The 26677-nt window shown below is 70.9% G+C and carries 22 protein-coding genes and 2 CRISPR repeat arrays (1 of these 24 only partly in view); of the genes, 14 read left to right on the top strand and 8 right to left on the bottom strand.

The window, feature by feature from the left end; translation table 11 throughout:
• A CRISPR array of direct repeats spans positions 1–477; the repeat unit is 30 nt; unit sequence GTCCTCATCGCCCCTGCGAGGGGTCTCAAC (it extends 280 nt beyond the left edge of the window).
• Positions 478–916: 439 nt separating this feature from the next.
• A complete protein-coding gene (locus tag IEY87_RS19850; protein ID WP_189140172.1) occupies positions 917–1420 on the bottom strand; it encodes an ATP-binding protein in 504 nt (167 codons plus the stop codon).
• Positions 1421–1544: 124 nt separating this feature from the next.
• Between IEY87_RS19850 and IEY87_RS19855 the strand changes: the two genes are divergently transcribed.
• Both IEY87_RS19855 and IEY87_RS19860 read left to right on the top strand, forming a co-directional pair.
• On the top strand, positions 1545–3005 hold the full coding sequence (locus tag IEY87_RS19855) for an NsdA family TPR-like regulatory protein (protein ID WP_229699360.1): 1461 nt from the start codon (positions 1545–1547) through the stop codon (positions 3003–3005).
• Positions 3002–3505 (top strand): GNAT family N-acetyltransferase, encoded by a 504-nt coding sequence (locus IEY87_RS19860; RefSeq protein WP_189140173.1) that lies wholly within the window; start codon positions 3002–3004, stop codon positions 3503–3505. The genes IEY87_RS19855 and IEY87_RS19860 overlap by 4 nt, the downstream gene beginning before the upstream one ends.
• A 178-nt stretch (positions 3506–3683) precedes the next feature.
• Positions 3684–4373: direct repeats of the CRISPR family, unit length 30 nt; unit sequence GTCCTCATCGCCCCTGCGAGGGGTCTCAAC.
• Between the two features lie 560 nt (positions 4374–4933).
• Here the strand turns inward: IEY87_RS19860 and IEY87_RS19865 are convergent.
• Positions 4934–5119, bottom strand: coding sequence for a hypothetical protein (locus IEY87_RS19865; RefSeq protein ID WP_189140174.1), 186 nt, complete (start codon positions 5117–5119; stop codon positions 4934–4936).
• Positions 5120–5222: 103 nt separating this feature from the next.
• Here IEY87_RS19865 and IEY87_RS19870 point away from each other — a divergent pair, with 103 nt between their 5' ends.
• From IEY87_RS19870 to IEY87_RS19890, 5 genes are all read left to right on the top strand, one after another.
• Positions 5223–5807, top strand: a complete 585-nt coding sequence (locus IEY87_RS19870; RefSeq protein ID WP_189140175.1) for a hypothetical protein — start codon at positions 5223–5225, stop codon at positions 5805–5807.
• A 125-nt stretch (positions 5808–5932) separates the two neighbouring features.
• Positions 5933–6676, top strand: coding sequence for a DUF427 domain-containing protein (locus IEY87_RS19875; RefSeq protein ID WP_189140176.1), 744 nt, complete (start codon positions 5933–5935; stop codon positions 6674–6676).
• A 57-nt stretch (positions 6677–6733) separates the two neighbouring features.
• The gene (locus IEY87_RS19880) at positions 6734–7126 is read left to right on the top strand and encodes a GntR family transcriptional regulator (RefSeq protein WP_189140177.1); all 393 of its coding nucleotides are present in this window, start codon (positions 6734–6736) and stop codon (positions 7124–7126) included.
• A complete protein-coding gene (locus tag IEY87_RS19885) occupies positions 7123–7998 on the top strand; it encodes an ABC transporter ATP-binding protein (protein ID WP_189140178.1) in 876 nt (291 codons plus the stop codon). The genes IEY87_RS19880 and IEY87_RS19885 overlap by 4 nt, the downstream gene beginning before the upstream one ends.
• Positions 7995–8957: an ABC-2 membrane transporter-related protein gene (locus IEY87_RS19890; protein WP_189140179.1), complete on the top strand. Its 963-nt coding sequence runs from the start codon at positions 7995–7997 to the stop codon at positions 8955–8957. The genes IEY87_RS19885 and IEY87_RS19890 overlap by 4 nt, the downstream gene beginning before the upstream one ends.
• An 89-nt stretch (positions 8958–9046) precedes the next feature.
• Here the strand turns inward: IEY87_RS19890 and IEY87_RS19895 are convergent, their stop codons facing one another.
• From IEY87_RS19895 to IEY87_RS19910, 4 genes are all read right to left on the bottom strand, one after another.
• Positions 9047–9631, bottom strand: coding sequence for a TIGR03086 family metal-binding protein (locus IEY87_RS19895; RefSeq protein WP_189140180.1), 585 nt, complete (start codon positions 9629–9631; stop codon positions 9047–9049).
• A 65-nt stretch (positions 9632–9696) separates the two neighbouring features.
• Positions 9697–10959: a M20/M25/M40 family metallo-hydrolase gene (locus tag IEY87_RS19900; RefSeq protein ID WP_189140181.1), complete on the bottom strand. Its 1263-nt coding sequence runs from the start codon at positions 10957–10959 to the stop codon at positions 9697–9699.
• Positions 10956–12791, bottom strand: a complete 1836-nt coding sequence (locus tag IEY87_RS19905; protein ID WP_225277503.1) for a S9 family peptidase — start codon at positions 12789–12791, stop codon at positions 10956–10958. The genes IEY87_RS19900 and IEY87_RS19905 overlap by 4 nt, the downstream gene beginning before the upstream one ends.
• Before the next feature lie 24 nt (positions 12792–12815).
• Positions 12816–13886: a C39 family peptidase gene (locus IEY87_RS19910; RefSeq protein ID WP_189140183.1), complete on the bottom strand. Its 1071-nt coding sequence runs from the start codon at positions 13884–13886 to the stop codon at positions 12816–12818.
• 84 nt (positions 13887–13970) lie between these two features.
• Between IEY87_RS19910 and IEY87_RS19915 the strand changes: the two genes are divergently transcribed.
• The gene (locus tag IEY87_RS19915; RefSeq protein WP_189140184.1) at positions 13971–15302 is read left to right on the top strand and encodes an SWIM zinc finger family protein; all 1332 of its coding nucleotides are present in this window, start codon (positions 13971–13973) and stop codon (positions 15300–15302) included.
• Positions 15299–16798, top strand: a complete 1500-nt coding sequence (locus IEY87_RS19920; RefSeq protein ID WP_189140185.1) for a hypothetical protein — start codon at positions 15299–15301, stop codon at positions 16796–16798. The genes IEY87_RS19915 and IEY87_RS19920 overlap by 4 nt, the downstream gene beginning before the upstream one ends.
• A gap of 48 nt (positions 16799–16846) precedes the next feature.
• On the opposite strand, the gene IEY87_RS19925 is transcribed toward IEY87_RS19920, so the two are convergent.
• Positions 16847–17962: a DUF5925 domain-containing protein gene (locus tag IEY87_RS19925; protein ID WP_189140186.1), complete on the bottom strand. Its 1116-nt coding sequence runs from the start codon at positions 17960–17962 to the stop codon at positions 16847–16849.
• Between the two features lie 232 nt (positions 17963–18194).
• Between IEY87_RS19925 and mtnA the strand changes: the two genes are divergently transcribed.
• Positions 18195–19133: an S-methyl-5-thioribose-1-phosphate isomerase gene (mtnA, locus tag IEY87_RS19930; protein ID WP_189140187.1), complete on the top strand. Its 939-nt coding sequence runs from the start codon at positions 18195–18197 to the stop codon at positions 19131–19133.
• Between the two features lie 97 nt (positions 19134–19230).
• Here the strand turns inward: mtnA and IEY87_RS19935 are convergent, their stop codons facing one another.
• Complete coding sequence (locus IEY87_RS19935) at positions 19231–20451, bottom strand: RNA-guided endonuclease InsQ/TnpB family protein (RefSeq protein WP_189140188.1); 1221 nt, start codon at positions 20449–20451, stop codon at positions 19231–19233.
• Positions 20452–21025: 574 nt separating this feature from the next.
• Between IEY87_RS19935 and IEY87_RS45860 the strand changes: the two genes are divergently transcribed.
• From IEY87_RS45860 to meaB, 4 genes are read left to right on the top strand one after another with little or no spacing between them, the layout of a single operon-like run.
• Positions 21026–21490, top strand: a complete 465-nt coding sequence (locus tag IEY87_RS45860; protein WP_225277504.1) for a peptidoglycan-binding domain-containing protein — start codon at positions 21026–21028, stop codon at positions 21488–21490.
• Positions 21491–21535: 45 nt separating this feature from the next.
• Entirely contained in the window at positions 21536–23440 is a 1905-nt protein-coding gene (locus IEY87_RS19945; protein WP_189140190.1) for a methylmalonyl-CoA mutase subunit beta, read from the top strand.
• Complete coding sequence (scpA, locus tag IEY87_RS19950) at positions 23437–25644, top strand: methylmalonyl-CoA mutase (RefSeq protein WP_189140191.1); 2208 nt, start codon at positions 23437–23439, stop codon at positions 25642–25644. The genes IEY87_RS19945 and scpA overlap by 4 nt, the downstream gene beginning before the upstream one ends.
• A gap of 36 nt (positions 25645–25680) precedes the next feature.
• Positions 25681–26646, top strand: a complete 966-nt coding sequence (gene meaB / locus IEY87_RS19955) for a methylmalonyl Co-A mutase-associated GTPase MeaB (protein ID WP_189140192.1) — start codon at positions 25681–25683, stop codon at positions 26644–26646.
• The last annotated feature ends 31 nt before the right edge of the window (positions 26647–26677 follow it).

The following is a 26677-nucleotide window of genomic DNA, read 5'->3' on the forward strand; positions in this document are numbered from 1 at the left end:
CGAGGGGTCTCAACCGCTTGGTGGTGAAGATCCGGAAGCTACCGGGGGTCCTCATCGCCCCTGCGAGGGGTCTCAACGAGGTGCCCGTGCCGGGCCCGCTCAGCTTGCCCGAGTCCTCATCGCCCCTGCGAGGGGTCTCAACACGACCGTGATCGCGCCCTCGGCGTCCTCGCGTGCCCGTCCTCATCGCCCCTGCGAGGGGTCTCAACAGCTTGTCCGAGGCATTCACCGCCATGGCACCCGCGTCCTCATCGCCCCTGCGAGGGGTCTCAACCCGCAGACGGCGCCGCACGGATGCTTCTTGACCGCGCCGTCCTCATCGCCCCTGCGAGGGGTCTCAACCGCGCGTGACGGTGGGTAGCGCGCCTACGGCGCGAAGAGTCCTCATCGCCCCTGCGAGGGGTCTCAACACGAGCCTGGGCATGGCGGCGCCGTAGGGGCAGGGCGTCCTCATCGCCCCTGCGAGGGGCCTCAACCAGGTAGAAGGGCTGACGCCAGGGTGCCGACCAGCTGGTCCTCATCGCCCCCTGCGAGGGGTCTCAACTACAACGGCTCAGGACTGGAGGGACCCTCGTCCTTGGTCCTCATCGCCCCTGCGAGTGGTCTCAACCCGTCCTTGACCAGCATCGGCCCGGCCATTATCTGGTCCTCATCGCCCCTGCGAGGGGTCTCAACACATCCATCTCTTCCTAGCGGGACAGATCGGCAGTCATCCTCATCGCCCCTGCGAGGGGTCTCAACAGGAAGTGCAGGACCGCGCCGAGTATGGCCACGGTGTCCTCATCGCCCCTGCGAGGGGTCTCAACGGGTGACTTTGCCCCTGTAGTGGTCGGTCACGTTGGGGTCCTCATCGCCCTGTGAGGTAGCTCAACAAGCCGTGAAGATCACGGACAACGGGAATGACGCCGTACTGCTCCTACGGCCTCAAACTGAACATCGTCCTGCAGGTGTCCGGAGTCGGGCTCGACTTGGCAGGAAGAGCGAAAGTCACGGCCTTGCTTGGGCAGCCGGTGACGGAGGATCTGGTCAAGTAGGTGACGCAGCGGGCGCCTGAGAGCTGGTGGACCAGGAGAAGCCCCCGGCCGCTCTCCTGGAACCACCTCGTGAGCGGGTCAGCAGTGTTCAGGTCGCGAAGAATCTTTGCGACACGGGTGAAGCACGGGTCGCCGTCAACGATCTCGCACCAGGTGGGGATGCCGTTCACGGAGACGATCCGCAGTTCGTACGGCGGGCACGCGTGCGTTTCGGCGTTGGCGGCGAGTTCGCCTACTGCGAGCTCCGCGTCGTCGATGTCCTCGGTGGCAACGCCGGCGTCCTGGAGCACCTGGCGGAGGATGGCGCGGGCTTGGTGGGCGACGGAACCAGGCTGCAGCCCTTCGATCAGCACGTCGTAGTCGTGCAGTCTGATGGGAAGTTCCACGCCTACCTCCGGAATGGGCCACGACGATTTCGTCGCTCAGTGCATCAGAATGGTTACGAATAGTGAATGTTCTGGTGGTGTGAAGGTCATGAATCTCCGGACCGGTTCGTGAAGGTCGTGAAGGTTGGATAGGCGGCCCAAGAGGGCCTCGAAAAGACGTAAGGCTGGGAATTACCGTCGTCTCAGGCAGGAAAGGGCCGCGATGACACATGCATCTACGGCGCTGGCCGAGGTCTTGCAGCGTGCTGGCATGAATCCACGGCAGCTTGCTGTGGCCGTGAACGCGTGGCTGGTGGACCGCGGCCTCGGCTCCCGGCGCATCGACCCCACCGCTCCCTACGCTTGGGTCAGGCACGGCTACAAACCGTATGATCCCCTTCCCTCGGTGGTGGCAGCCGTGCTCTCCGAGCAGGTCGGCTATACGGTCCGTGTAGACCATCTCTGGCCGGCTCGGCGCCAGGCGACCATCTCCGCTGTCTCCGGCTTCGACAAGGACGGGACCGTCGACGAGATGCTCCAGTCGATCAGCGAGCTGACGACCGTGAGCGCCGCACGGAACGCCGATGTCGGAGCGGCATCGGGTCATGACCTCGCAGCGGCCGTACTCGACGGGCTTCGCATGACGACGACCTGGACGCGGCGGAACGCGAGCCGGGAGCGCGTACTGCCACCGCAGGTACGGGTCATCGGCGCGCACGTCGAGGCGTTGCGCAAGCTCGATGACAGGCACGGTGGCGGCGTGCTCAGCCTTCGCTACGTCACCAGCGAACTGCGCAACATTCTGGACTTGGTGCAGTTCGCGGACTACGAGCCGGCTGTCGGACGTGAGCTGATGGCGACCATCGCCGACCTGTCCCAGCTCGTCGGGTGGGTCCACTTCGACGCCAACCGGTACGGTGCGGCTGAGCGTTACCTGCTGCTCAGCGAGCGGATCGCCCGTGGCCTGGGAGAGTCGGGCCGCGCTTGCAACGCCATCGGCATGCTGGCCTACATCTCCGCCTTCTCCGACCACGGCCAAGAGGCCATCAGCATCGCTTCCGCAGCCATGCGCTGCTGCCCTGATGACTCCATCCTGCAGGCCAGGACCATGGGACGAGTCGCCACGGCGGCAGCCGCCGTAGGCGATCTATCGGCGTTCCGGCAGGCGGCGGAGAAGGCCAGGGAGCTTCTGGCGGAGGGCGGAAATCCTCCGCCGTACCTGTACTACCTGGAGCCCGACCAACTCGCCGCCGAAGCGGGGCAGGCGCTCGTCGTCCTGGGCGAGCACATGACCGTTTACCGCAAGCGCCTGCTCGCGGAAGCGATCGACCTGCTGGCGCCGCTTTCCCAGGCCGGAGCCCGCCCCGAGTATCCTCGCTCCGCCGTGATCCACGGTGTTTTCCTGACCAAGGCCTACCTGTTGTGTGGGGACACCGAAGCGGCCGTGGGCGCGGCCCGGGCTACGCTCAGTCGGCTCGACGAGGTCCAGTCGATCCGGAGCATCACCTATCTGCGGCACCTACGTCCGGCCTTCGCGCGGCGGAGCCGTTCTGCTGTGGTGTCGCAGTTTCTTCCTGAGTTCGACAGGGGAGTGCTGCAGCGATGACCATCACCGTCCACCTGGATCATTTTTTCCTCCACGCCCGCTCCTACGATCATCCTGACTCATCGCTGCTGGTCCGGGCACTGTTCGACGACCAGGTGGAGAGGTACGGCTACGCTGACCCCTTCGAGGCCGATGCCGCGTATTACGCACCGCCGGATGGCCTGTTCCTCGTCGGCTACCACGACGAAGTCCCGGTCACCTGTGGCGGATACCGGCCCTTTTCCGGACGACTGGGCATCGTCGAGATCAAGAAGATGTACACCGTTCCGCACCTGCGCGGTCTGGGGCTGGGCGAGCGCATCATCACCGCGCTCGAACGCCAGGCCATGTTGGACGGCGTGCAACGCTCGATCCTGGAGACTGGAGTACGTAACACCGCGGCTCTGGCGCTGTACGCCCGGATGGGCTACCAGCCGACAGAGCGGTACATGGACAACCGTGACCCTGCGATCAACCGTGCCTTCATCAAGGACCTCACTCGATGTCCTGCCACTCCTTGAAGCCCTGGACCGGATCGGGGGAGGAAGTACGGAGGTGCTCGAACATGATCTCCACGTACCTACTGAGCTAGGTTCGTGCAGCGAACCTCCGGGGGTTTCTGCGCGACCGGAGGTTCGCTGCAGAACGGGTCAGCAAGCGGGCCCTATTGCGCATTCTGGCCTGGGACTTTACTTTGGGGTCCTCATCGCCCCTGCGAGGGGTCTCAACACGGCCACCGCGTCGAGATCCCGTGGGAGCTGGGCCCGTCCTCATCGCCCCTGCGAGGGGTCTCAACCAGCATCTCGGCGGCGATGCGGTCCCACCTCCCGTGTCCTCATCGCCCCTGCGAGGGGTCTCAACGTTGAGGAGGAAGGCGTGGGCTGCCTGCACGTCTGGGTCCTCATCGCCCCTGCGAGGGGTCTCAACAGCAGGTCGTAAGTAACGCGGCCTTGGAGTAGCGCCAGTCCTCATCGCCCCTGCGAGGGGTCTCAACTGGGTGGAACGTGGGCTTAGCGGCCGATCCAGGGTCCTCATCGCCCCTGCGAGGGGTCTCAACGCGCAAAGCGCCTGGAAATTATCAAGCTCTCAAGAGCCGTCCTCATCGCCCCTGCGAGGGGTCTCAACATGACCGACAGTTAATGCCGCTGGTGCGCTGAGGTCCTCATCGCCCCTGGGAGGGGTCTCAACAGTGAGAACCCCGTCTGGCTCGACGCATCCAGGCACCAGGTCCTCATCGCCCCTGCGAGGGGTCTCAACTGCGGAGTGGCGGAGACGACGACGTCGAAGTCCCCGGTCCTCCTCGCCCCTGCGAGGGATCTAGACCAGCACGCGGGCCGGGTCATGGCGGGCGATGTGAGTGTCCTCATCGCCCCTGCGAGGGATCGCAACTGTGGGAGAACATCGTCAAGATGTACGTCCGCATGCTGGGTGCTCATTACTTTGAAGGATCGCAACGTGATCTCGCTTGCGGCCGCTGGTGATCGGCGATCATGCATTGGTTCCTGCAGTGGGCGTACTAAGCATGCGCGACGCGTTTCGAGGGGGCGTTCAGTTGTTGCAGGACGGCTTGGGTTTCGGGTGACGGGATGGCGCCGAGGGTGTTGAGGCGGGTTTTGAGGTGGCGGGCGCGTTGGCGGGCTTCGTTGGTGCGGCCGAGGGTGGTCGGAGGCGGATGGTGGATCGGGTGGCGGTTTCCATGTCGGGGTCGAGGGCGCAGGCCTGATCGTAGGTTTCCAGGGCGCGTTCGTGGAGGGCGTCGAGTTGGAGCAGGGCTTTTACGCTGGCGATGGTGAGGGGCCAGCGGTGGTCTTGGTCGAGCCAGTCGTATTTGAGGCCTCGGGCGAGTGGGCCGCGGCATAGGGTTGTGGCGGTTTCCAGGGCGGTGAGTTTGGCTTGTTCGGTGGTGGCGGTGCGGGCGTCAGTGAGGGCTTGGTGGAAGGTTCACAGGTCTACGTCGATGTGCTGGGTCCGATGCGGTAGGTCTTGCCGGCGTGTTCGATGAAGTGGGTTTTCTTGTCGTCGGGGGCGGAGGCGTCGCGCAGGGCGGTGGGCAGGTCTTTGAGTGCGGCGTGGAAGCGGTAGCCAGCCAGGATTTCTTCCAGATCGGGCCAGCTCCTGCCAGGGAAGCGGCCCACTCGGAGTGCATGCAGGCCAGGGCTGGGTTGTGGCTGCGGGGTGACACGGGGCGGGTGTGGCTGGGCCTTGGTGGGTGGGCATGATCGCGTAATCTTTCCTGTCATGATGGCCGACTCGTTGGCGCGGAGGGTCACGGATCTGCTGGCTCCGCAGGTGCTCGTGATCGCGATGCCGCCTGCCGTCGGTCTGATCGCTCAGGGCTGGCCTGGAGCCGCGTGGGGGCTGCTGGCCTCCGCTCTCTGTGGTGGTGTACCCGCTACGGTGATCGCCGTGGGGGTGCGCTCGGGGCGGCTTGACTCCCATCACATCGTCGACCGGGCCCGTCGGACCGGTCCGCTGCTTGCCGCCGTCGCCGCTGTGCTGCTCGCGCTGCTGGTGCTGGCCACGCTGGGTGCGCCGAGGCTGCTGGTGGCCACCGTGACCGCGATGCTCGCCGCCCTGGCCGTGACCATCCCGGTCACGCTGCGCTGGAAGATCTCCTTCCATGCCGCCGTCTCCGCGGGCACGGTCGTGGTGCTGGCGCGAGTGCTGCCCGCTCTGCCCACCTTGGCCGCCGGAGCGGCCGTGGTGGCGCTGGTGTGCTGGGCGCGGGTACGGCTGGCCCACCACACCTCGGCCCAGGTGGGCGCGGGAGCCGTGGTGGGGGCCTTGGTGACATGGGTGACGCTGGCGGCGTTCGGCCTGTGACAGCGGGGTGATCAAGCGGCGCGCCGGCCCGGGAAGGCTGAGGGGGTGTGCCGGCGTTCAAGGGCGCTGGGCGGGCAGGGGTCGTGGGACGGAATAGTGGGGTGCGGACGGGGGTTTTCGCGAGCATGGATGCCACGAACCGCGGCCGGGTGCGTGTCGAGCGCTCGGCCAAGCGTGTCAGGACCTACCTCGGCGGCCGGGTGGTGGCCGACACCACCCGGGCACTGCTGGTCTGGGAGGTCCCCTACTATCCCACCTACTACTTCCCGCTGGAGGACGTCGAGGAGTCGGCGCTCAAGCGGACGGACACGACCAAGCACTCGCCGAGCAGGGGCGACGGCGTCGTCTACACGGTGACGTCCGGGGTCGTGGAGGCGCCGGAGGCGGCGCTGGCCTACCCGGAGTCGCCGCTGGAGGTCATCCGGGGGCATGTGCGCTTCGAGTGGGCGGCGATGGACGCCTGGTTCGAGGAGGACGAGCAGGTCTACTTCCACCCGCGGGACCCGTACACGCGCGTGGACATCCTGCCGAGCTCGCGTCATGTGCGGGTGGAGGTGGACGGGGTGACGGTGGCGGATTCCCGCCACGCCAGGATCCTCTTCGAGACCGGCCTGCCGGCCCGCTACTACCTGCCGAAGACCGACGTACGGCTGGACCTGCTGGAGCACACCGACACCGTCACCCACTGCCCCTACAAGGGGAGCGCGGAATACTGGTCGGTCAACGGGCACGAGGATCTGGCGTGGTCCTATCGCACGCCGCTGCCCGAGAGCGAGCGCGTCGCCGGCCTGGTCGCCTTCTACAACGAGAAGCTCGACATCTACCTCGACGGTGAGCTGGAGGAGCGGCCGAAGACGAAGTTCGGTTGACAGATCCGGCCCGGATCCAACACCCTTTCACTAATCGAATAGTGAAAGGGTGTTTTGGTGATCGAGTTCCAGCTGGACAGGAGTTCGGGGGTGTCCACGTACCTCCAGCTCGTCCACCAGGTCAGGCAGGCGTTGCGGCTGGGCACGTTGCGGCCGGGTGACAAGCTGCCGACCGCGAGGGAGGTCGTCGAGAGCCTGGCGATCAACCCCAACACCGTGCTGAAGGCCTACCGCGAGCTGGAGCGCGAGGGGCTGGTGGCGGGTAAGCCGGGGCTCGGCACGTTCGTGGAGCGCGGCCTTCCCGGGGGGACGCTGGCCGACCACACCCGTCTGCGGCGCGGGCTTGAGACGTGGGTGCGGCAGGCGCGGGAGGCCGGGCTGGACGAGGAGGATCTGCGGACGCTGTTCGGCGCGGTGCTGGCCGACGCGGCGCGGGAGGGGGTCGCGTGAGGCCGCCCGTGCTGGAGGCGACCGGGCTGGGCGTGCGCTATCGACGTGGCTGGGCGCTGCGCGACTGCTCGCTCGCCCTCCCGGCCGGGCGGGTCGCCGCGCTGGTCGGGCCGAACGGAGCGGGCAAGACCACGCTCATGCACGCCGCCGTCGGGCTGCTCGCCCCCGCCCGGGGCAGTGTCGTCGTACGGGGACAGGCCGCCTTCGTGGCCCAGGACAAGCCGCTGTACGAGACGTTCACCGTCGCCGAGATGCTCACCTTCGGCCGCCGGACGAACCTCCGGTGGGACCAGCCGGCGGCGCTGAAACGGCTGGCCGGGCTGGACATTCCGCTGGACCGCAAGGTGGGCCGGCTGTCCGGCGGGCAGCAGGCGCAGGTGGCGCTGACCATCGCGCTGGCCCGGACCCCCGACCTGCTCGTGCTGGACGAGCCGCTCGCCAACCTCGACCCCGTCGCCAGGCACGACGTGATGCGGGCGATCATGGCGGAGGTGGCCGAGCACGGGCTGAGCGTGCTGCTGTCCTCCCACGTGGTCTCCGATCTGGAGGAGACCTGCGACTGGCTGGTCGTGCTGAACGGCGGACGGCTGCAGGTGAGCGGCGACATCGAGGACCTGCTGGCCGGACATCTCGTGCTGACGGGCCCGGCGGAGCTCGCCGGGACGCTGACGGGCGCCGGAGGCTCGATGGGCAGGGTTCAGGTCGTGGCGGCTAGTCGTACCGCGCGGCAGGTCAGGATGCTCGTCAGGGGTGAGCCACCGCTGGACCCGCGCTGGCGGGCGCGGCAGCCGGGGCTCGACGAGCTGGTCATGGGCTATCTGCGCAGCCCCGAGTCGGTCGCGCTGCCGGGACTCGCGCAGGTGGGCCGATGATCTGGGTCACCTGGCGTCAGCACCGGGCGCAGATCCTGCTCACCGCCGCCTTCCTGGCCGCGCTCGGGCTGCTGCTGCTCGGGTCGGCGATCGAGGCCACGCTGTACGTCTCCGGGCACGCCGCGCCCGGCTGCCCGGGGAGCGCGCCCGCGTGCGCCCCGCTGGAGGTGGCGCTGGGGGAGCGGTACGACGCGATCTACTCGATCTTCGGCTGGATGCCGCTGGTGCTGCCCGCGCTGATCGGCGCGTTCTGGGGGGCGCCGCTGCTCGGCAGGGAGTACGAGCGCGGCACCCACCGGCTGGCCTGGACCCAGGCGGTGCCGGTGTGGCGCTGGCTGGCGGTCAAGCTGGCCGTGCTCGGCGGGGTCGTGGTGGCCGGCGGGCTGCTGCTGTCGCTGATGGTCAGCCTGTGGCGGCCGGTGTTCCGGGCCGGGATCGAGTCGTCGTTCGGCAACGTCGGCGTGTTCAACATGGTCGGGGTGGCGCCGGCCGCGTGGTGGCTGTACGCGTTCGCCCTCGGCACGCTCGCCGGGACCGTGCTGCGGCGCACCATGCCCGCGATGGCGCTGGTCGTCGCGGGGGTGGCGGTGACCATGTTCACGCTGTTCGCGCTGAGCGAGCACTACGCGACCCCTGAGCGGGTGGTGCTCTCGGACACCACCGTGCTCGCCGATCCGGACGCGCGGCTGGTCGGCGCGACCTGGGTGGACCCGTCGGGCCGGGAGATCGACAGCCCCGGCGCGGAGGTCTGCCCGCGCCGAGTGGACGCCGGGCGGAGCAACCGGAACACCGAGGCGTGGGAGAAGTGCCTGTTCGGCAAGGGGTACGGCTATGCCGTCTCCTATCATCCGCCCACGATGTTCTGGCGCTTCCAGTGGACGGAGGCGGGCATCCTGCTGCTCGCCTCCGGCGTGATGGGCGGGTTGGCCGTGCGGCGCACCCTCCGCCGCACGGCCTAGCCACCACCCTCGCCTGAGCGAGCCGCTGGCACCTGAGCGAGCCGCTGAAGCCGTGCGGCCCGTTCGTGGTGAGCGTCAGGCCGTGAAGCTCAGGGACGGCTCCAGTGCGGGTCGCGGCCGAGGTAGCGCAGGAGGGTCGCGATGTCGTCGTCCGCGGCCTCGGGCGCCAGCGCCGGCCCGAAGGCGAAACCGCGCACCGCCTCGGCGGTCTGCCGCGCCACCGGCAGCAGCCCGGCGGCCAGCTCGGGCGTCAGCGGCGAAGGCTGGCCGGTGGCCACCGCGATGTCCCACGCGTGCACCGCCGCGTCCATGGCGCAGGCGCCCGCGCCGAGCTCGGGCGTCATCTTGTTCGGCGGCATCGGCACCGGCACCTCGCCCGCGGCCCTGTCGACACCCGCCCACGCCCTGGCCGCGCGGCCCATGGCGTCCTCCGCGTACGCCACCGGGTCGGCGGGCAGGGTGCCGGAGGGCGCGAACGGGTTCTCGTCCGGGCCGGGCTCGCCGGTCAGGAAGGCGGCGTAGCCGATCTGGTCGCCCGCGGCGTGCTGGAGCACCTGGGTGACGTTCCAGTCGGCGCAGGGGGTGGGGAGCTCCCAGGCGTCAGCGGGCACGTGGCCCACGACGGTGCGAAGAGCCTCGTGTGCGTGGTCGAGCAGTGTCCAACCGGAGGTCATGACTGGTGCCCCTTTCGGCGTTTCCCGTTGTCACTACTATAGCAGAACGGAATGGTTTGTTCCACTCAAGTGAGGAGCCGGGTGAGCACCCTCGTGCCGAACTCCAGTCCCTCCACCGGCACCCGCTCATCCTTGCCGTGAAACATGCCGAAGTAGTCCAGATCGGGCCGGAGCATGAGCGGCGCGAACCCGTACCCTTCGATGCCGATCCCGGCGAACGACTTGGCGTCCGTGCCCCCGCTCATCACGTACGGCACCGGCCTGGCCAGCGGATCCTCGGCCACCAGCGAGCCGGCCAGCTCGTCGAAGAACGCCGAGGGGTACGGCGCGGCCGGGGCGTCCTCCAGGTTCACGAACTCGCGGACGATCTTCGGGCCGAGCAGCTCGTCGATCGTCTCCAGGAACTCCTCCCGCAGGCCCGGCAGGTAACGCCCGTCCACGTGCGCCTCGGCCGTCGAGGGCACCACGTTCACCTTGTAACCGGCCCGCAGCATGGTCGGGTTGGCCGAGTTGCGGATCTGGCTCTGGAACAGGTGCCCCAGCGCGCCGAGCCGGGCCGCCTCCTCGTCCAGGCGGTCCAGGTCGATCGGCGTGCCGGTGATCTCCGACAGGCTCCGGAGCAGAGCGGCCACGGACGGCGTCAGCCGTACCGGCCACGGGTGGGCGGCCACCCGCGACAGGGCGTGCGCCAGCGTGGCGACCGGATTGTCCACCGCGGGCCGGGAGCCGTGCCCGGCCACGCCGTGCGCGGTCAGCTTCATCCAGGCCGTGCCCCGCTCGCCCACGGCCACCGGATAGACCCGGTGCTCGCCGGAGACGACGCTGAAGCCGCCGGACTCGCTGATCGCCTGCGTCACGCCGTCGAACAGCTCCCGGTGCGCGGTCACCGCGTGCCGCGAGCCGTAGTCGCCGGTCGCCTCCTCATCGGCCAGGAACGCCAGCACGACGTCCCGCTTCGGCCGTACGCCGCGCGCCCGCAGGCCGAGCACGGTCGCCAGCGTCATCGCGCACGAACCCTTCATGTCCACCGCTCCCCGGCCATGGACGCAGCCGTCGTCGATCTCGCCGGAGAACGGGTGCGTCCGCCACTCGGCGGGCTCGGCGGGCACCACGTCCAGGTGCCCGTGGATGAGCAGCGCGTCGGGAGAGTCGCCCTCCAGCCTGGCCACCACGGTGGTACGCCGCGGCGCCGACTCGAACACCTCCGGCTCCAGTCCCGCCTCGGATAGCAGCGTGGCCACGTACTCGGCGGCCGGGCGCTCGCCCGAGCCCGGGTTGGTGGTGTCGAACCTGATCAGGTCCGAGCAGATCTCGGCGACGCTCTTCACGCGTGTCCTTCCAGCTTGAGCGGTGCCACCTCGGGGGTGTCGAACCCGAAGAGGATGCCGTAGAAGGCCAGCTCGGCCTCCAGCACCGCCACGATGGTCTCTTCCCTGCGCCAGCCGTGCTGCTCGCCCGGATAGGTGAGCAGCGCCCACCGCTTGCCGTGCCTGTCCAGCTCGGCGACGAACCGCCGGGCCTGGCCGACGTCCACGATCGCGTCCTCCAGCCCGTGCAGCATGAGGCACGGCCCGGACGCCTGACCCGCCTGCAGCAGCGGCGAGCGGTCGGTGTAGCGCTGCCGGGTCTCCGGCAGCGGGCCGATCAGGCCGTCGAGGTAGCGGGACTCGAAGTCGTGCGTCTCGGCCGCCCAGCTCTCCGGGTCGGTGATCGCGTAGTGGGCGACGCCGCCCGCGAACACGTCGCTGTGCACCAGCGCCGCCACCGTCGTCCAGCCGCCGGCGCTGCCGCCCCGGATGGCGATGTTGGCGGCGTCGGCCAGGCCCAGCTCCACCAGGCCGCGCGCCACCTTGGCGCAGTCCTGCACGTCCACCACGCCCCACTGGTGGCGCAGCCGCTCCCGGTAGGCCCGGCCGTAGCCGGTGGAGCCGCCGTAGTTGACCTCGGCCACGCCGAGACCCCGGCTGGTGAAGTAGGCGATCTCCAGGTCGAGCATGATCGGGCTGCTGCCGGTGGGCCCGCCGTGCGCGAAGATCAGGTACGGCGCGGGGCCCTGGACCCCGGCCGGGGGATACAGGTGCGCGTGCACGCCCTCGATCGTCACCGGCTCCGGGTCGGGCAGCAGGGCGCGGTCGGGCAGCGGCTTGGGCGCCGACACCACCTCGGGCTCGCCCCCGTCCAGGTCCACCAGGACCACCTCCAGCGGCGTGTACGGGCTGGCCGCCACGGCCGCGACCTTGCCCCCGGCCGCCGACACGGTGGAGGCCCAGTAGGTCGCCGCCTCGCCGCCGATCTCCCGCACCTGCCCGCTGTCGGGATCCAGCACGCCCAGGCGGCGGCGGTCCGCCGTGCCGTACACCACGACCAGCCGCCCGTCCGCCACCGCCAGGCAGGTCAGGCCGGGCTTCCACGGCGCGGCGCCGAACTCGGCCGCCATCGGCGTCAGGTTGCGGCCACGGGTACCGTCCCGGCCGATCACGTGCACGTTCCACCAGCCGGTCGGGTCCGTGACCGCGTACAGGCTGTCGTCGTCGCGCCACTCGGCCTGCACGACCGACTCCTGCGGCCCGCCCGCGACCACCTCGTGCGGGCCCGCCACCCCGTCCGCGCCGAGCGGGGCGACGCACAGCTCGGTGCCGTCCCACGGCATGGCCGGATGGTTCCAGCCGATCCAGGACAGGTGGCCGCCGCCGGGGGACAGGCGGGGGTTCATCACGAAGTGCTGCGCCTGGACGATCCGCCTGACCGGGCCGCCGCCGAGCGGGATCGCCACCAGGTCGCGCACGTCCTCGATCTCCCGTACCGCCCACACCTCCTCGCGGCCTGGCGGCAGGTAGAGGTCGGCGTAGCGGGCGGGGCCCGCCGGCGTGAGCGGCACCGGGTCGCCGCCGTCGAGGCGGTAGACGCGCTGGTCGGCCCAGTTCGTGAAGACCAGGCCGCCGCCGGGCAGCGGACGCCAGGAGCGGCCGCCGTACTCGATCACCCGGTTGCGCGCGTTCCAGCCGGTGGGCAGGGCGTCGACGCGCTCGCCGCCGGGCAGCCGGCGCACCACGCACCGCCTGCCGCCCTCGTGCGGGCGCGGCTCGTCCCACCACACCTCGACGCCGTCGGGCGTGGCGACGGCCTCCACCCACTGGGGTCCGCCGTCAGTGCGTGCCACATCGATCGGTCGAATACTCATATTTCACCAATTGCCATCGGATGGGGGCAGGGACAGTTCGGGAGGATGCAGGACGCACACGATGCCGCCACTGCCGTTGCCACCGGCGCTGCCGGCGCTCCTGAGCCAGACGTTCTCGAACGCGGCCCGCGGGCAGACCCTGCGCACCCGCGCGCCGCTCCCCGGCGCGGCCGGATCGTTGACCAGGATGTCGCCCCCGGCGGTGAAGCCGGTGACGACCATGAGGTGCCCGCTGGTGGAATACCCGGAGCCCGGCAGCTCATGCGACCTGAACGACAGCGAGGTGATCACCGGGATGCCGGCGCGGACCAGCCGCTCCAGCTCCGCCGCCGACCGCAGCCTCGTCACGAACCCCGCCAGCCCGTACGTCCCCGCGTAGGCGACGTTGAACGGCCAGTTGCCGGTGCCCTGGTAGCTGGTGTCGTAGCAGCCGCGCGCCGCGTGGTCGACCGCCGGGCACGGGTCGTCCTCGCCCACCCAGCCGAGCTCGTCCGGCCCGGGGCCGCGCTCCCAGTAGGCGAGCACCATGGCGACCGCGGCGGGGCCGCACCAGTGCGCGCCGCCGCCGTCGTACTCGGGATGGTGCCCCGCGTGCTCGTGCTGGGAGTAGGCGGGAACCACCAGCTGGAACGGTCCCGCCGAGGCGGAGGCGCTCGGCGTCACCGGCCGCGGCGGCACGGCCGAGGCCAGCACGCCCAGGCAGTCCACCCGCGCGCCCGCGCCGTGCGCCGTGACCCGCACCTGGAAGGCCGCCATCGGCCGCCGGGCCACGAACGTGTCCACCGCCACGTCGCCGTCCTGGTCGCCCTGCCCGGGAACGGAGCTGCGCGGCCGGCCGTGCGCGGACCACCGGCCCATCACGTACCACTTGGTGCGCTGCCCCGACCCGGTCGTGGCCCGCAGCTCCACCTCGATCCAGGAGCCGGGAGGCGTGTGCGCCGTCCACGAGGCGACGAGCTGCGTCGCGGCGAAACCGATCGGGTGCTCGTCGCTCGTCCACACGCCGTCCCCGGCGGGCACGGTGAAGCGGGTGAAGGCGACTTCGGCCAGGTCGACGGTGAGCACCAGGCCCATTGTGGACCGGCCGCACCGCCCGCGCATCGGAGGTTTTACGTACGCCTTCCGAATGTGTCAGTGGTGATCACTATCGTCCCGATCATGACTCAAGCGGTGCAGGCGTACTCCTACGCCGGGCCCTCCGTGCTCGCCGACGGCCGTCTCGGACTGTCGACCTCCGGCGGCACGGCCCTCTCGGGCCCCCAGACCCACCCCCGGTTCTTCAGCGGGCTGCTCACCCACGCCGCCCCGGCCGCCGCCGGTCTGCTGGCCGTGGCGGACGTGGCGCTCACCCGCTATCACCAGCCCCGCCCCGGCTGGACCCGCGACCCGGTGGTGACGTGCGACGGAGACCGGCTCAGGTTCGAGTCGTTCTCCGCCTGCGGCGGCGTCTACGCCCGGCTCGACGTGCTCGGCCTCGACGGGGACGTGCTCGACCGCGGCACCACCAACGTCGACGTGAACGGCCCGCTGCGCGAGTCGCTGGCCAGGGTCGGCGGCAAGGACCCGCTGCACCTCGGCGTCGGCCCCGACGAGCTGACCGTCACCACGCTGGACGGCGCGGTCGTGGAGAAGAAGGTGCCGCTGCCCACCCGCTGGCTGCGCGGCTTCGCCGAGGTGCAGGTGATCGCGGCCGGCTTCGACCTGCGGGCGGAGCTGCAGGGGCCGCAGGCGGTGCGCTTCCTGCGGTCGCTGCCGCGCAAGGCGTCCACCGCCGTGTGGGCCGCGCCGTCCGGCCGCGACCTGCGCCTGGCCTCCGGCCCCGGCCGCGGCGCGGTGAGCCTGGCCGGCGTCGGCCGCGTCGCCACGCTGATGCCGCTGCTCAGGTTCGCCAAGGCGCTGCGCGTCTACGGCCCGGCGGCCGGTGCGGGCCACCAGGCGTGCGCGTGGGAGCTTGAGCTGCCCGGCATGCGCTACACCCTGGCCGTCTCGCCCGAGCCGTGGCGCGGGTTCTCCGGTGAGGGCGCCGTCCTGGAGCACCTGGCCACCGACGAGGCGGCCGGCGACGCCGACGTGGTCGGCATGCTGCTCAACTTCGAGCCGACCGTGGAGATCGGCCTGCTCGCCGACCGCTCCGGGCTGACGGTCGAGCGCGTACGCGCCGCGCTCACCCAGCTCGGCACCGCCGGCCGCGTCGGCTACGACCTGCACGAGGCCGCCCACTTCCACCGGGAGCTGCCCTACGACCGGGACCAGGTGGCCCAGCTCAACCCCCGGCTCACCGCCGCCCGCGCGCTGGCCGACTCCGGCGCGGTCCGGCTCGACGGCGATCAGGCCCAGGTCACCACCTCCGGCGGCGTCAGGCAGGTGGCGATCGAGCAGGGGACCTGCACCTGCGAGTGGTGGTTCGACCACCGCGGCTCACGCGGCCCGTGCAAGCACGTGCTCGCCGCCAGGATCGCCGCCCGCCTGACCGTGGACATGCCCGCATGAGCCTCGGAAGAGACACAACACCGGCACCCGACACCGAGGCCGCCACCGAGGCCGACACCCGGGCCGACACCCGGGCCGACACCCGGGCCGACACCGTCGACGCGGCGACGGTGGCCGAGCTGGAGCGCGCACTCGAAGAGACGACCGACCCCGCCCCTCCGCCGCTGCCGCCGATCAGCTGGGTCGCGGGGCTGGGGGCCGCGGTCTACTGGACGACGTGGCAGGACCTGGAGCGGTGGCTGGCGGCGTTCGTCCGGTTCCACACCGAGGACCTCCAGGGGCTCAGGGCGGCGATGAAGGAGCTGGCGGAGCGGCGGCCACCCCCGTACGACAAGCGCGAATGGCAGTATCCCGCGCACTGGGTGGAAGCGATGGCCGCCGTGATCGCCACCCCCGGACCTCACCCCGGCGGCCGGCTCCCCGACCTCTCACGGGTCTCCGCACCGCACTGGCTGCTCCTGCGCCGCCTGGCGGAGCTCCACGCCGCCGTGCGCGACGGCACACCGCCGCCCTACCTGCTGGCCACCCCCACCACCGGCACCGGCGGGCTCGCCCCGGCCGCGCTCGTCGCCAGGATCGAGGGGTACGAGCGGGCGGGCGTCGAGGCGCTGCCCGCCGACCTGCAGCAGGCGCTGCTCCGGCTGCCGCACCGCACCCCGCCCGAGGTGGCGGCCCGCGCGAGCCGGCTGACCTGTGCGGCGGGCGTCACACTGGCCGGCTGGCTGGCCCGCAGGCCCCTGCCGCGGACCCGGATCGGCTGGCGGCACGGCTCGGGCCGCTATCTCGACGACCGGGAACCGGCCGCCACGGACGACCCCTCCCTCGTCCCTGGGATCCGGGCCGAGCCCACCGGGCTGGAGCTCGTCGACCACCTGCTGTCCGATCCCCGGCCGTCCCGGTGGCAGGCCGACGGTGACGATCCGGGCGGCTGGGTCGCGATGCTGCCTCACGACCGGGAGGCCATGGCGGCGCACCTGCTTCCCCACCTCCTCTGCCGGGAGCACGGATCCCACCTCGAGCTCGCGCACGTCCAGACCCTGACGGCCACGGACGGGCAGCCGGGGGAGGCCATCGCGCTCCTGGTGGCTTATTTCCTGCTCAACCGCAAGGGGAACCGCGCCTCCTCCGGGGTGTCGCTGCTCCTCGACCTGGCCGCCAGGGGTGATCTGCCCGCCGCCGAGGTCGGGCGTCAGCTCGCGCTGCTGCTGCGGCGGACCTGGCTGAAGCCGGTGTCGCTGCGCGAGTCGATGGAGCTCGCGGCCGACCGGGGCGGCCACCACCTGTGGCAGGTCATGACCGGCCTGCTGCCCGTCTATCTGCCGGGGCCCGGCGAGCGGGCGCACGCCGCGCACACCCAGGCGCTCGGGCTCGCCGCCCGGATCGCCGACCGCACCGGGGCCAGGGGCGCGCTGCCGTGCGTGGCGGAGATCGCCGGACGTACGGGCGACAGCGGCCTGATCCGTGCGGCCCGCCGCCTGCACGCGAGCCTCACCTGAGAGCTTCCCGCCCGGGAGAGTCGCGGGGGCGCACCCGGGCGGGGACCCCTACAAGTACAGGCCGGTGTTCTCGCCGGCGGAGGTGGACGGGGTGACCGCGCGGCCCGAGCGGAGGGCGTACAGCTCGGCCAGCGTCGCGCCCGAAGGGCCGACACCGTCGGCGTGGCCGAGCCAGGACACCGCCTCGTCCCTGGTCAGCGGGCCGACCTCAAGCTGGGCCAGGCAGCGGCCAGGGCGCACCACGGCCGGGTGCAGGCGGGCCAGGTCCTCGTTGGTGGTGATCGCCACCAGCACGTCCCGGCCCTGGCCGAGCAGGCCGTCGGTGAGGTTGAGCAGGCGCGACAGACCCTGACCCGTCTGGGTCTTCGCCGACGCGCTGATCAGCTCGTCGCAGTCCTCCAGCACGAGCAGCCGCCAGCGCTGCTTCTCGTCCTCGTCGTTGTCGTAGCCGACGGCCACCTCCATCAGGTAGCCGGGCTCGTCGAACAGCCGCTCCGGGTCCAGCACGCAGTCGACCTGGCACCAGTCCTGCCACTGCTTGGCCAGCGTGCGCAGCAGCGTGGTCTTGCCGGTGCCGGGCGGGCCGTGCAGGAGGATGAGACGGCCGTTCACATCGGCCGGGGTGACGGCCATCAGGTCCTCGAGCGAACGGCGTACCGACGCGGAGTAGTTGCCGCTGATGTCCTGCCAGGGCTGGGCGGTGATCGGCTTGTCCGAGCGCGTTCCCCCGTGCGAGCCGCGCCACCAGAAGCCCATGTCGACGTGGTCGGTCTCCGGCTCCGGCTCCTCCGCCCCCTCCAGGCTCTCCTTGAGCACCGAGCGGGCCAGCTCCTCGCTGATCGCGGTGACGCTGATCGTCGCGGCGCGGTTGCGGTGCCGGATGACCCGCAGGGTCCAGCCGTCGCCGCAGATCAGCCGCGACTCCGAGCCGTCCTCGATCTGCGCGGTCCGTACGACGCGGCCGTGCGGGGGACGCAGCGGGGCGTCCGGGCGGACCCGCTCCAGGCTGGCGAGCCTCGACCAGGGCTGGACACCGGTGGCGAACGGCGACAGCGCCAGGGCGTCGATGACGTCGATGGCCGAGTCGGAGTCGTCTATCCAGATGTTCATCGGCAGCTCGGCCGACTCCTGACCTGGGAACGGCACCTCCTTCATCACAGACATAACTCCAATGATCACAGTTAGCAGGACTTGATGTCGAAGGGTTTGCGGAAAATCACCCTGTCTTGGTCGGCTCTCCTGTCGAACCGCTCGCCCGCCGTCTCGCCGTCCGCCGCACCCGACCAGGCGCCGGCGAACGCCGTCGGAACCCCTATGACCACCTTCGGCGGTCACGGGCGTTACGTTACCTTTGGGAATAGGTCATGACTTGTACGGCCTGCGTTAGCGTGCAGACGTGAGAACCATTGACTGGGTGGACGGCGCCGTCGAGCTCGTCGACCAGACCCGGCTGCCCGGCGAGTGCGTGATGCTGCGCCTGCGTACCGTGGACGAGCTCGTCGAGGCGATCCAGCGGCTGGCCGTGCGGGGCGCGCCCGCGCTGGGGGTGGCCGGGGCGCTGGGGGTGGTCCTCGCCGGGGACGACCGCGACGCCATCGCCAGGCTGCGCGCCGCCCGGCCGACCGCCGTCAACCTGGCCTGGGGCGTCGACCAGGCCGCCGCGCACCTGGGGGAGGGGTCGCAGGCCGTGCTGCGGGCGGCGCTGCGGATCAGGGACGACGACATCGCCGCGTGCCTGGCCATGGGGGAGCGCGGTGCGGACCTGCTGGAGGGCGACGGCCTGCGGATCATGACCGTGTGCAACACCGGTGGGCTCGCCGCCGTCGAGCGGGGCACCGCGCTCGGCGTCGTGCAGACGCTGCACGAACGCGGGCGGCTGGCCGAGGTGCTGGCGCTGGAGACCCGGCCGCTGCTGCAAGGCGCCCGGCTCACCACCTGGGAGCTCGCCAGGATGGGCGCGCCGCACCGGCTGATCACCGACTCGGCGGGACCGTACCTGCTGTCCAGGGGAGGCGTCGACGCGGTGCTCATCGGCGCGGACCGGATCGCCGTCAACGGCGACACCGCCAACAAGATCGGCTCGTACGCGCTCGCGCTCGGCGCCCGGCGGGCCGGGGTGCCCTTCATCGTCGTCGCCCCGGAGAGCACGATCGACCCGGCGACCCCGTCCGGCGAGCACATCGAGATCGAGGACCGGGCCTCCGGCGAAGTCGTCACCTTCGCGGGAGTAAGAGTGGCTCCTGAGGGCACACAGGTCGCCAATCCGGCGTTCGACGTGACGCCACACGACTTGATCACAGCCATTGTGACGGAGAGGCGGGTCATCCGGCCCTGATTGAAGGCTCCCCCGCTTGAAGGCGGGGATTCCCGCCCGGCCTTATGGCCGGACGCCGCTTGCGCGGCACCTTCGGGTGTGCGTGGGGATTCCAGGCTCAGGCGGCCTCTGGGAGCGGCGCTCCCGGAGGGCTTACGCCGTCGGCACCTGCCGGGTTCCAACCTGCCCGGACCAGCATCACGCGAGCACTGTTCTTGTCCCTGGGAGAGACAGCGCCGCACGCGGTGCAGGCATAGGTTCGTTCTGAGAGAGGTAGTGCGTGCTTGGTTCTCGCTCCGCACCGTGCGCAGTCCATGGTGGTGTGCGCGGGGTGCACGAGGCGGATGTCCCGCCCGTGCTTGCGGCCCATCTCGATCAGGGCGCGCTTGGTCGCCGAGATGGCCGCGTCCGCGGCCTTACGCGCCATGTTCGACCTGGCCAGGAACTTCGGCCGGAAGTCTTCCACCGCGATCCGGTCGTGGTCGCGGGCAACGGCCTTGGCCCACTTCCGTCCGGTGTCCTGCCGCTGGGCCGCCACCTTCCGATGCAGCTTCGCGGCCTGCCGCTTCGCCTCGCGATAACCCTTCGATCCCGCCCGCCCCTTCGCCGGCTTACGGCGAGCCATCATCCGCTGATAGCGGGCCAGCCGCTGCGCGGCCGTGCGCCCGTACCCGGCCTGGGGAAGATCGTAGGCATCGCTGGTGGTCGTGGCCGTCTCTTTCACGCCCCAGTCGACCCCTATCGCCCGGCCGGTCTCGGGCAAGGGCTCGACCTGCACCACGACGACGAAGGACGCCTGCCAGTGCCCCACCGCATCGCGGTACACCCGCACCGAGGAAGGGACGGCGGGCAATTCCCGCGACCACACCGGACGCACCACGATCCCGCCCGCCAGATGCAGACGGCCGTCCTTGAGGCGAAACCCGCGCTTGGTGTAGTTCAGGCTCGCCGCAGCCTCACGCTTGGTCTTCCAGCGCGGCATCCCGGCCCGCTGCCGCATCGGCAACCGGTCCTTGATGTCCTTGCAGGCCTTGGCCCGGGACTTCCCGAAGTCGCGTATCACCTGCTGCTGCGCGACGCTGGAGCCTTGCGCGAGCCACGGCGTGCGCCCGCGGGCCTCGGTCAGCATCTTGTCCAGCTGCGCCGGACCACACGTGCGCTTCTCACCGGTCGCCTTGTTGTACCGGTGCACCTGCCTGGACTTGGCGACCGACTCATTCCAGACCCACCGGCACCGATCCCACTCAGCCTCAAGCAGACACCGGGCCGCAGACGACAGACGCACCCGGAAGGTGTACCGGGCGTGCCCGGCGCCCTGCGTAGCCGCTTGTGCCGTCATGCATCCGAACCTATCCGGGAGGACTGACAGTTTTGAGCCTTATCGATCTTTGTGGTGTCCCTCACCTGCGAGATGGTGGACGCCGGATCGCCCTGGCGGCGATCCGGCCACCTCTGCTCCGCTCCGCAGGAGTCCGATTCCGCCCCGGCCTGAAGGGCCGGAGCATCCTCGGAAGGAAACGGTGAAATAGGCCGATCCGGAGACCTGTTCATGCTTCCGCGTTACGCTCGGTTGCTATCAATGCCGATTTCTGGAGCATCGTATGGCCATTGACCTTGTGCGACGACAGGACTGGGACGCACGGTCGCCGCGCGGCGACTACACACAGCTTGGTACCACCAAGGGGGTGAAAGTTCACTACACCGGTGGGCGGGTCGATCCCGGAATCGTCGGCGACCACGCCGGTTGCGTCAAGCTCGTCCGGTCCATTCAGAGTCACCATATGGATGGCAATGGGTGGATCGACATTGGCTACTCATTTGTCGCGTGTCCACATAAAAAGGTATTTGAGGGGCGGGGGCTGCACCACTTACCAGCCGCCAACGGCTCCGGGCTCAACTCGGGCCATTACGCCGTGCTCGGCCTGGTCGGAAACTCCGGCCTGGTGGAGCCGCCCGATGCCCTGCTGCACGCCATCCTCGACGCCGTCGACCACGTACGTGATCAGGGGCGGGCGGGCAAGGAGATCAAGGGGCACCGGGACGGATTCCCCACCGACTGCCCCGGCGGTCCGCTCTACGCCTGGGTCCAGCGCGGCGCGCCCCGTCCCGGCACCGACCCCGTCCCCGGCGGCCCGTCCACGACGGCCCCGCCGTTTCCCGGCCGGCTGCTGAAGTACCCGCCGATCATGCGCGGCGAGGACGTGCGGACCTGGCAGGCCAAGGTGGTCGAGCGCGGCTTCGAGCTCGATGTCGACGGCGCGTACGGTCCCGCCTCGCGTGAGGTTTGTCGCTCTTTCCAGCGTCAGCAGGACATCGAGGACGACGGCGTCGTAGGGCCGGTCACCTGGCGCCTGACCTGGGACGCACCGACGATCTGACCCCGCTTGTCCCACCTGTGCCAGCATGCGCTTACTATCCAGAACATGGATCTGGCAGCGGGATTCCCCTCCACCGACCGTGACGGCTGGCGGGCACTGGCGCTCGCGGTCCTCCGCAAGTCGGGGGTCGAGGCCGCCACCCCGGAAGAGGCCCTGGCGAGCGGGACCTTCGACGGGATCACGGTCGCCCCGCTCTACGACGCTGCCGACCTGCCCGGTGCCGAGCCGTTCGAGCGGCGAGCGCGGGCTGACACCGGGTGGGACATCAGGCAGCGGCACGCCCTCGCCGACCCTGAGGCGGTGCTGGCCGACCTGACCGGTGGGGTCACCTCGCTCTGGCTGGTCGTCGGCGACGGGGCGATCCCCGTCGCCGAGCTGCCCACGCTCCTGAAGGACGTCTACCTCGACCTCGCGCCGATCACCCTGGACGCGGGCACCCGCACGCGGGAAGCGGCCGAAGCCCTGTTCGCCCTGGCCACCGCACGCGCCGCGCAGGGCGGCTCCGCGCAGGGCGGAGAGTCCGCGCAGGGCGGAGAGTCCGCGCAGGGCGGAGAGTCCGCGCAGGGTGGGGACTCCGTGCGGGGCGGCGAGTCCGTGCTCAGCGGGAATCTCGGCGCCTCGGCCGTCGGTCCCGGTGCGGTGGGACCGGCGGTGGCCGCTGAGCTCGCGGCGCGGTGTGCGGCCGAGTTTCCAGGGCTGCGGGCCGTCACCGTGGACGCCACGCCCTACCACGACGCCGGCGCCAGTGACGCAGAGGAACTGGGCTGCTCGATCGCCTTGGCGGTCGCCAACCTGCGGGCCCTGGACCACCTCGGGACGGCGCTCGCGTTCGGCCAGCTTGAGTTCCGTTACGCGGCCACCGACGATCAGTTCGCCACCATCGCCAAGCTGCGCGCCGCCAGAAAGCTGTGGGCCAGGGTCGCGGACGTGTGCGGCGTCGAGAGCCGGCAGCACCAGCACGCGGTGACGAGCTCGGCCATGATGACCGCCCGCGACCCCTGGGTGAACATGCTCCGCACCACCCTGGCCTGCTTCGCCGCCGGGGTCGGCGGCGCCGACGCGGTCACCGTCCAGCCCTTCGACGCCGCCCTGCGGCAGCCGGACGCGTTCTCCCGCCGGATCGCCCGCAACACCCAGCTGCTGCTCCTGGAGGAGGCGGGCGTCGGCCGGGTGGCCGACCCGGCGGGCGGCTCCTGGTCCGTCGAGCGCCGCACCGCCGACCTGGCCGAGCGCGCGTGGGCCTGGTTCCAGGAGATCGAGGCGGCCGGCGGCGTCGAGGCGGCGGGCGAGCTGATCTCCGGCCGGATCGCGGCCACCCGCGAGCGCCGCGCCGCGGACATCGCGCACCGCCGCCTCCCGATCACCGGCGTCAGCGAGTTCGCCCACCTCGACGAGAAACCCCTCCGCGCCTCCACGACCCCATCCGGCATCGGCGACGATCCTCTCCGCGCCTCCACGGCCGGATCCGTCGACCATGAGGGGGTAGCCGCGCCAGGCGGGTCTCCTCCTGAGGCCGAGTTGCCGGTGATCCGGTACGCGCAGGAGTTCGAGGCGTTGCGTGATCTCGCCGACGCGCAGCCCGTACGGCCGAAGGTCTTTCTGGCCACGATCGGCCCGGTCGCGGCGCACACCGCTCGGGCCGCGTTCGCCGCGAACCTGTTCCACGCGGGCGGGCTGGCCACCGAGACGGCCGGTCCCGGCACCGACCCGGAGCAGATCGCCACGGCCTTCGCCGTCAGCGGCGCCACCGTCGCCTGTCTGTGCTCCAGCGACAGGCTGTACGGCGAGCACGCCGAGGCGGTGGCCGCCGCGTTGAGACGGGCGGGCGCCCATCGTGTCTGGCTGGCCGGGAAGGAACGCTATGCCGGTGTCGACGCGTGCCTGTTCGCCGGGTGTGACGCGCTCGACGTCCTCCGCACGACCTTCCGCGACCTGGAGGTGACCGCATGATCCCGGACTTCGCCGGCATCCCGCTGACCGACCCGGCCCGGCCCGTGCCCCCCGATGCGTCGGACGACCCGGCCCGGTCCGTACCGGACGGCACGGGTCCGTCGGCGACGGCCACCGAGCCGCCCGGGGGCGAGCCGTGGCTGACGCCGGAGGGGATCGCGGTCAAACCCCTCTATACGGCCCAGGACCTGCGGGGGCTCGACTTCCTGGACACCTATCCGGGTGCGGCGCCGTACCTGCGGGGTCCTTATCCCACCATGTACGTCAACCAGCCGTGGACGATCCGCCAGTACGCCGGCTTCTCCACGGCCGAGGACTCCAACGCCTTCTACCGGCGCAACCTGGCGGCCGGGCAGAAGGGCCTGTCGGTGGCCTTCGACCTGGCCACGCACCGGGGCTACGACTCCGACCACCCGAGGGTCGCCGGCGACGTCGGGATGGCGGGGGTGGCGATCGACTCCATCTACGACATGCGGCAGCTGTTCGACGGGATCCCGCTGGACCGGATGTCGGTGTCGATGACCATGAACGGGGCGGTGCTGCCGGTCCTGGCGCTCTACATCGTCGCGGCCGAGGAGCAGGGGGTGGCGCCCGAGCAGCTCGCCGGCACCATCCAGAACGACATCCTCAAAGAATTCATGGTACGGAACACGTACATCTATCCGCCGACCCCATCCATGCGCATAATCTCGGATATTTTCGCTTATACGAGTGAAAAGATGCCGAAATTCAACTCTATTAGTATTTCTGGCTACCATATCCAGGAGGCCGGAGCCACCTGCGATCTGGAGCTCGCCTACACCCTGGCCGACGGGGTCGAATACCTGCGGGCCGGCATCGCCGCCGGGATGGACGTGGACCGGTTCGCGCCACGGCTGTCCTTCTTCTGGTGCATCGGCATGAACTTCTTCATGGAAGTCGCCAAGCTCCGGGCGGCGCGCCTGCTGTGGGCCAACCTCGTATCCGGATTTAATGCGAAAAATCCGAAATCGTTGAGTCTGCGGACGCACTCCCAGACCTCCGGCTGGTCGCTCACCGCCCAGGACGTCTTCAACAACGTCGCCCGCACCTGCGTCGAAGCCATGGCCGCCACCCAGGGCCACACCCAGTCCCTGCACACCAACGCCCTGGACGAGGCGCTCGCGCTGCCGACCGACTTCTCGGCCCGCATCGCCCGCAACACCCAGCTCCTGCTGCAGCAGGAGTCCGGCACCACCCAGGTGATCGACCCGTGGGGCGGCTCCTACTACGTCGAACGCCTCACCCACGACCTGGCCGAACGCGCCTGGACCCACATCCAGGAGGTCGAGGAGGCGGGCGGCATGGCCAAGGCGATCGAGGCGGGCCTGCCCAAGCTCCGCATCGAGGAGGCCGCCGCCCGCACCCAGGCCCGCATCGACTCGGGCCGCCAGCCGGTCATCGGTGTCAACAAGTACCGGCCCGACGCCGACGAGCCCATCGAGGTGCTCAAGGTCGACAACGGGGCGGTGCGCGCCCAGCAGCTCGACAAGCTGCGCAGGCTCAGGGCCGAGCGCGACGAGGACGAGGTCGGCCGGGCGCTGGACGCGCTCACCAAGGCCGCCGACAACGCCGCGCCCGGCCTGGAGAACAACCTGCTCAAGCTCTCCGTCGACGCCGCCCGCGCCAAGGCCACCGTGGGGGAGATCTCCGCCGCGCTGGAGCGGGTGTTCGGCCGGCACGCCGGGCAGGTCCGTACCATCTCGGGGGTGTACCGCGACGAGGCCGGACCGGCCGGAGACATCGAACGGGCGCGTCAGGCGTGCGCGGACTTCGAGCGCGCCGAAGGCCGCCGCCCGCGCATCCTGGTCGCCAAGATGGGCCAGGACGGCCACGACCGCGGCCAGAAGGTCATCGCCACCGCCTTCGCCGACCTGGGCTTCGACGTGGACGTCGGCCCGCTGTTCCAGACGCCGGAGGAGGTGGCCCGGCAGGCGGTAGAGGCCGACGTGCACATCGTCGGTGTCTCCACGCTGGCGGCCGGTCACCTCACCCTGGTGCCGGCGCTCAAGCGGGCCCTCGCCGACCTGGACGCCGAGGACGTGATGATCGTGGTGGGCGGCGTCATCCCGCCGGACGACTTCGCCGAGCTGCGCGCCGCCGGAGCCACCGCGATCTTCCCGCCCGGCACGGTGATCGCCACCGCCGCGCTGGAACTCCTCGAGGAACTCGGCGAACGCCGGTAGGCCGCAGCGAACAAGATCCGAGAAAGGGGGCCGCGGGTGCGGTCGCTGGAGGACTACGTGGGGGGCGTCAAGGCCGGCTCGCGTACGTGGGTCGCTCGGGCGATCACGCTCGTGGAGTCCACCAGGCCGGATCACCAGGCGCTGGCGCAGCGGCTGCTGGTCGAGCTGACGCCGCTCTCGGGCCAGGCCAGGCGGGTGGGCGTGTCCGGGGTGCCCGGCGTCGGCAAGTCGACCTTCGTCGACGCACTCGGCACGGCGCTGACCGGCCAGGGGCACAAGGTGGCCGTGCTGGCCGTGGACCCCTCCTCCACCAGGACCGGCGGCAGCATCCTCGGTGACAAGACGCGGATGGCCCGGCTGTCCGTGGACCCGGCCGCGTTCATCCGGCCCTCGCCCACCTCGGGCACGCTCGGCGGCGTCACCAAGGCGACCAGGCAGGCCATGGTCGTGGTGGAGGCGGCCGGGTTCGACGTGGTGCTGGTCGAGACCGTCGGCGTCGGCCAGTCCGAGACGGCGGTGGCGGACATGGTGGACACCTTTCTGCTGCTCACCCTGGCGCGCACCGGGGACCAGCTCCAGGGCATCAAGAAGGGGGTGCTGGAGCTGGCGGACGTCATCGCGGTCAACAAGGCTGACGGCGAGCACGCGCTCGCGGCCAGGAAGGCGGCCCGCGAGCTGGCCGGGGCGCTGCGCATGCTCCGCTCCGACACGCCCCCGCCTCCCGTGCTGACCTGCAGCGCGCTCACCGGTGAAGGGCTGGAGGAGGTGTGGCGTCAGGTCCGCGCCCACCAGCAGGGCCTCGACCTGGCCGCCAAGCGCAGCCGTCAGCAGGTGGAGTGGACCTGGGCGCTGGTCCGCGACCGTCTGCTCGCCGAGTTGCGCAACGACCCGGAGGTGGCGGCGATCAGCGCCGAGGTGGAGCGCGAGGTGCTGGCCGGCACGCTGCCCCCGTCGCTGGCGGCCGACCGGCTGCTGTCCGCCTTCAAGCGCGGCACGGACTGAGCCGTACGACCTCGGCGGGGTCTTACGGCCG

The sequence above is a fragment of the Nonomuraea glycinis genome (genome assembly GCF_014646515.1).
GTDB classification, from domain to species: domain Bacteria; phylum Actinomycetota; class Actinomycetes; order Streptosporangiales; family Streptosporangiaceae; genus Nonomuraea; species Nonomuraea glycinis.

Bases quoted from the DNA above. Each gene is read 5' to 3' on its own strand.
- IEY87_RS19895 (WP_189140180.1), bottom strand. From the start codon at position 9,631: ATGACCTCCGGTTGGACACTGCTCGACCACGCACACGAGGCTCTTCGC.
- IEY87_RS19890 (WP_189140179.1), top strand. From the start codon at position 7,995: ATGATCTGGGTCACCTGGCGTCAGCACCGGGCGCAGATCCTGCTCACC.
- IEY87_RS19870 (WP_189140175.1), top strand. From the start codon at position 5,223: ATGATGGCCGACTCGTTGGCGCGGAGGGTCACGGATCTGCTGGCTCCG.
- scpA (WP_189140191.1), top strand. From the start codon at position 23,437: ATGATCCCGGACTTCGCCGGCATCCCGCTGACCGACCCGGCCCGGCCC.
- IEY87_RS19925 (WP_189140186.1), bottom strand. From the start codon at position 17,962: ATGTCTGTGATGAAGGAGGTGCCGTTCCCAGGTCAGGAGTCGGCCGAG.
- IEY87_RS19935 (WP_189140188.1), bottom strand. From the start codon at position 20,451: ATGACGGCACAAGCGGCTACGCAGGGCGCCGGGCACGCCCGGTACACC.
- IEY87_RS19920 (WP_189140185.1), top strand. From the start codon at position 15,299: ATGAGCCTCGGAAGAGACACAACACCGGCACCCGACACCGAGGCCGCC.
- IEY87_RS19860 (WP_189140173.1), top strand. From the start codon at position 3,002: ATGACCATCACCGTCCACCTGGATCATTTTTTCCTCCACGCCCGCTCC.
- IEY87_RS19945 (WP_189140190.1), top strand. From the start codon at position 21,536: ATGGATCTGGCAGCGGGATTCCCCTCCACCGACCGTGACGGCTGGCGG.
- IEY87_RS19910 (WP_189140183.1), bottom strand. From the start codon at position 13,886: ATGGGCCTGGTGCTCACCGTCGACCTGGCCGAAGTCGCCTTCACCCGC.
- IEY87_RS19875 (WP_189140176.1), top strand. From the start codon at position 5,933: ATGGATGCCACGAACCGCGGCCGGGTGCGTGTCGAGCGCTCGGCCAAG.
- IEY87_RS19915 (WP_189140184.1), top strand. From the start codon at position 13,971: ATGACTCAAGCGGTGCAGGCGTACTCCTACGCCGGGCCCTCCGTGCTC.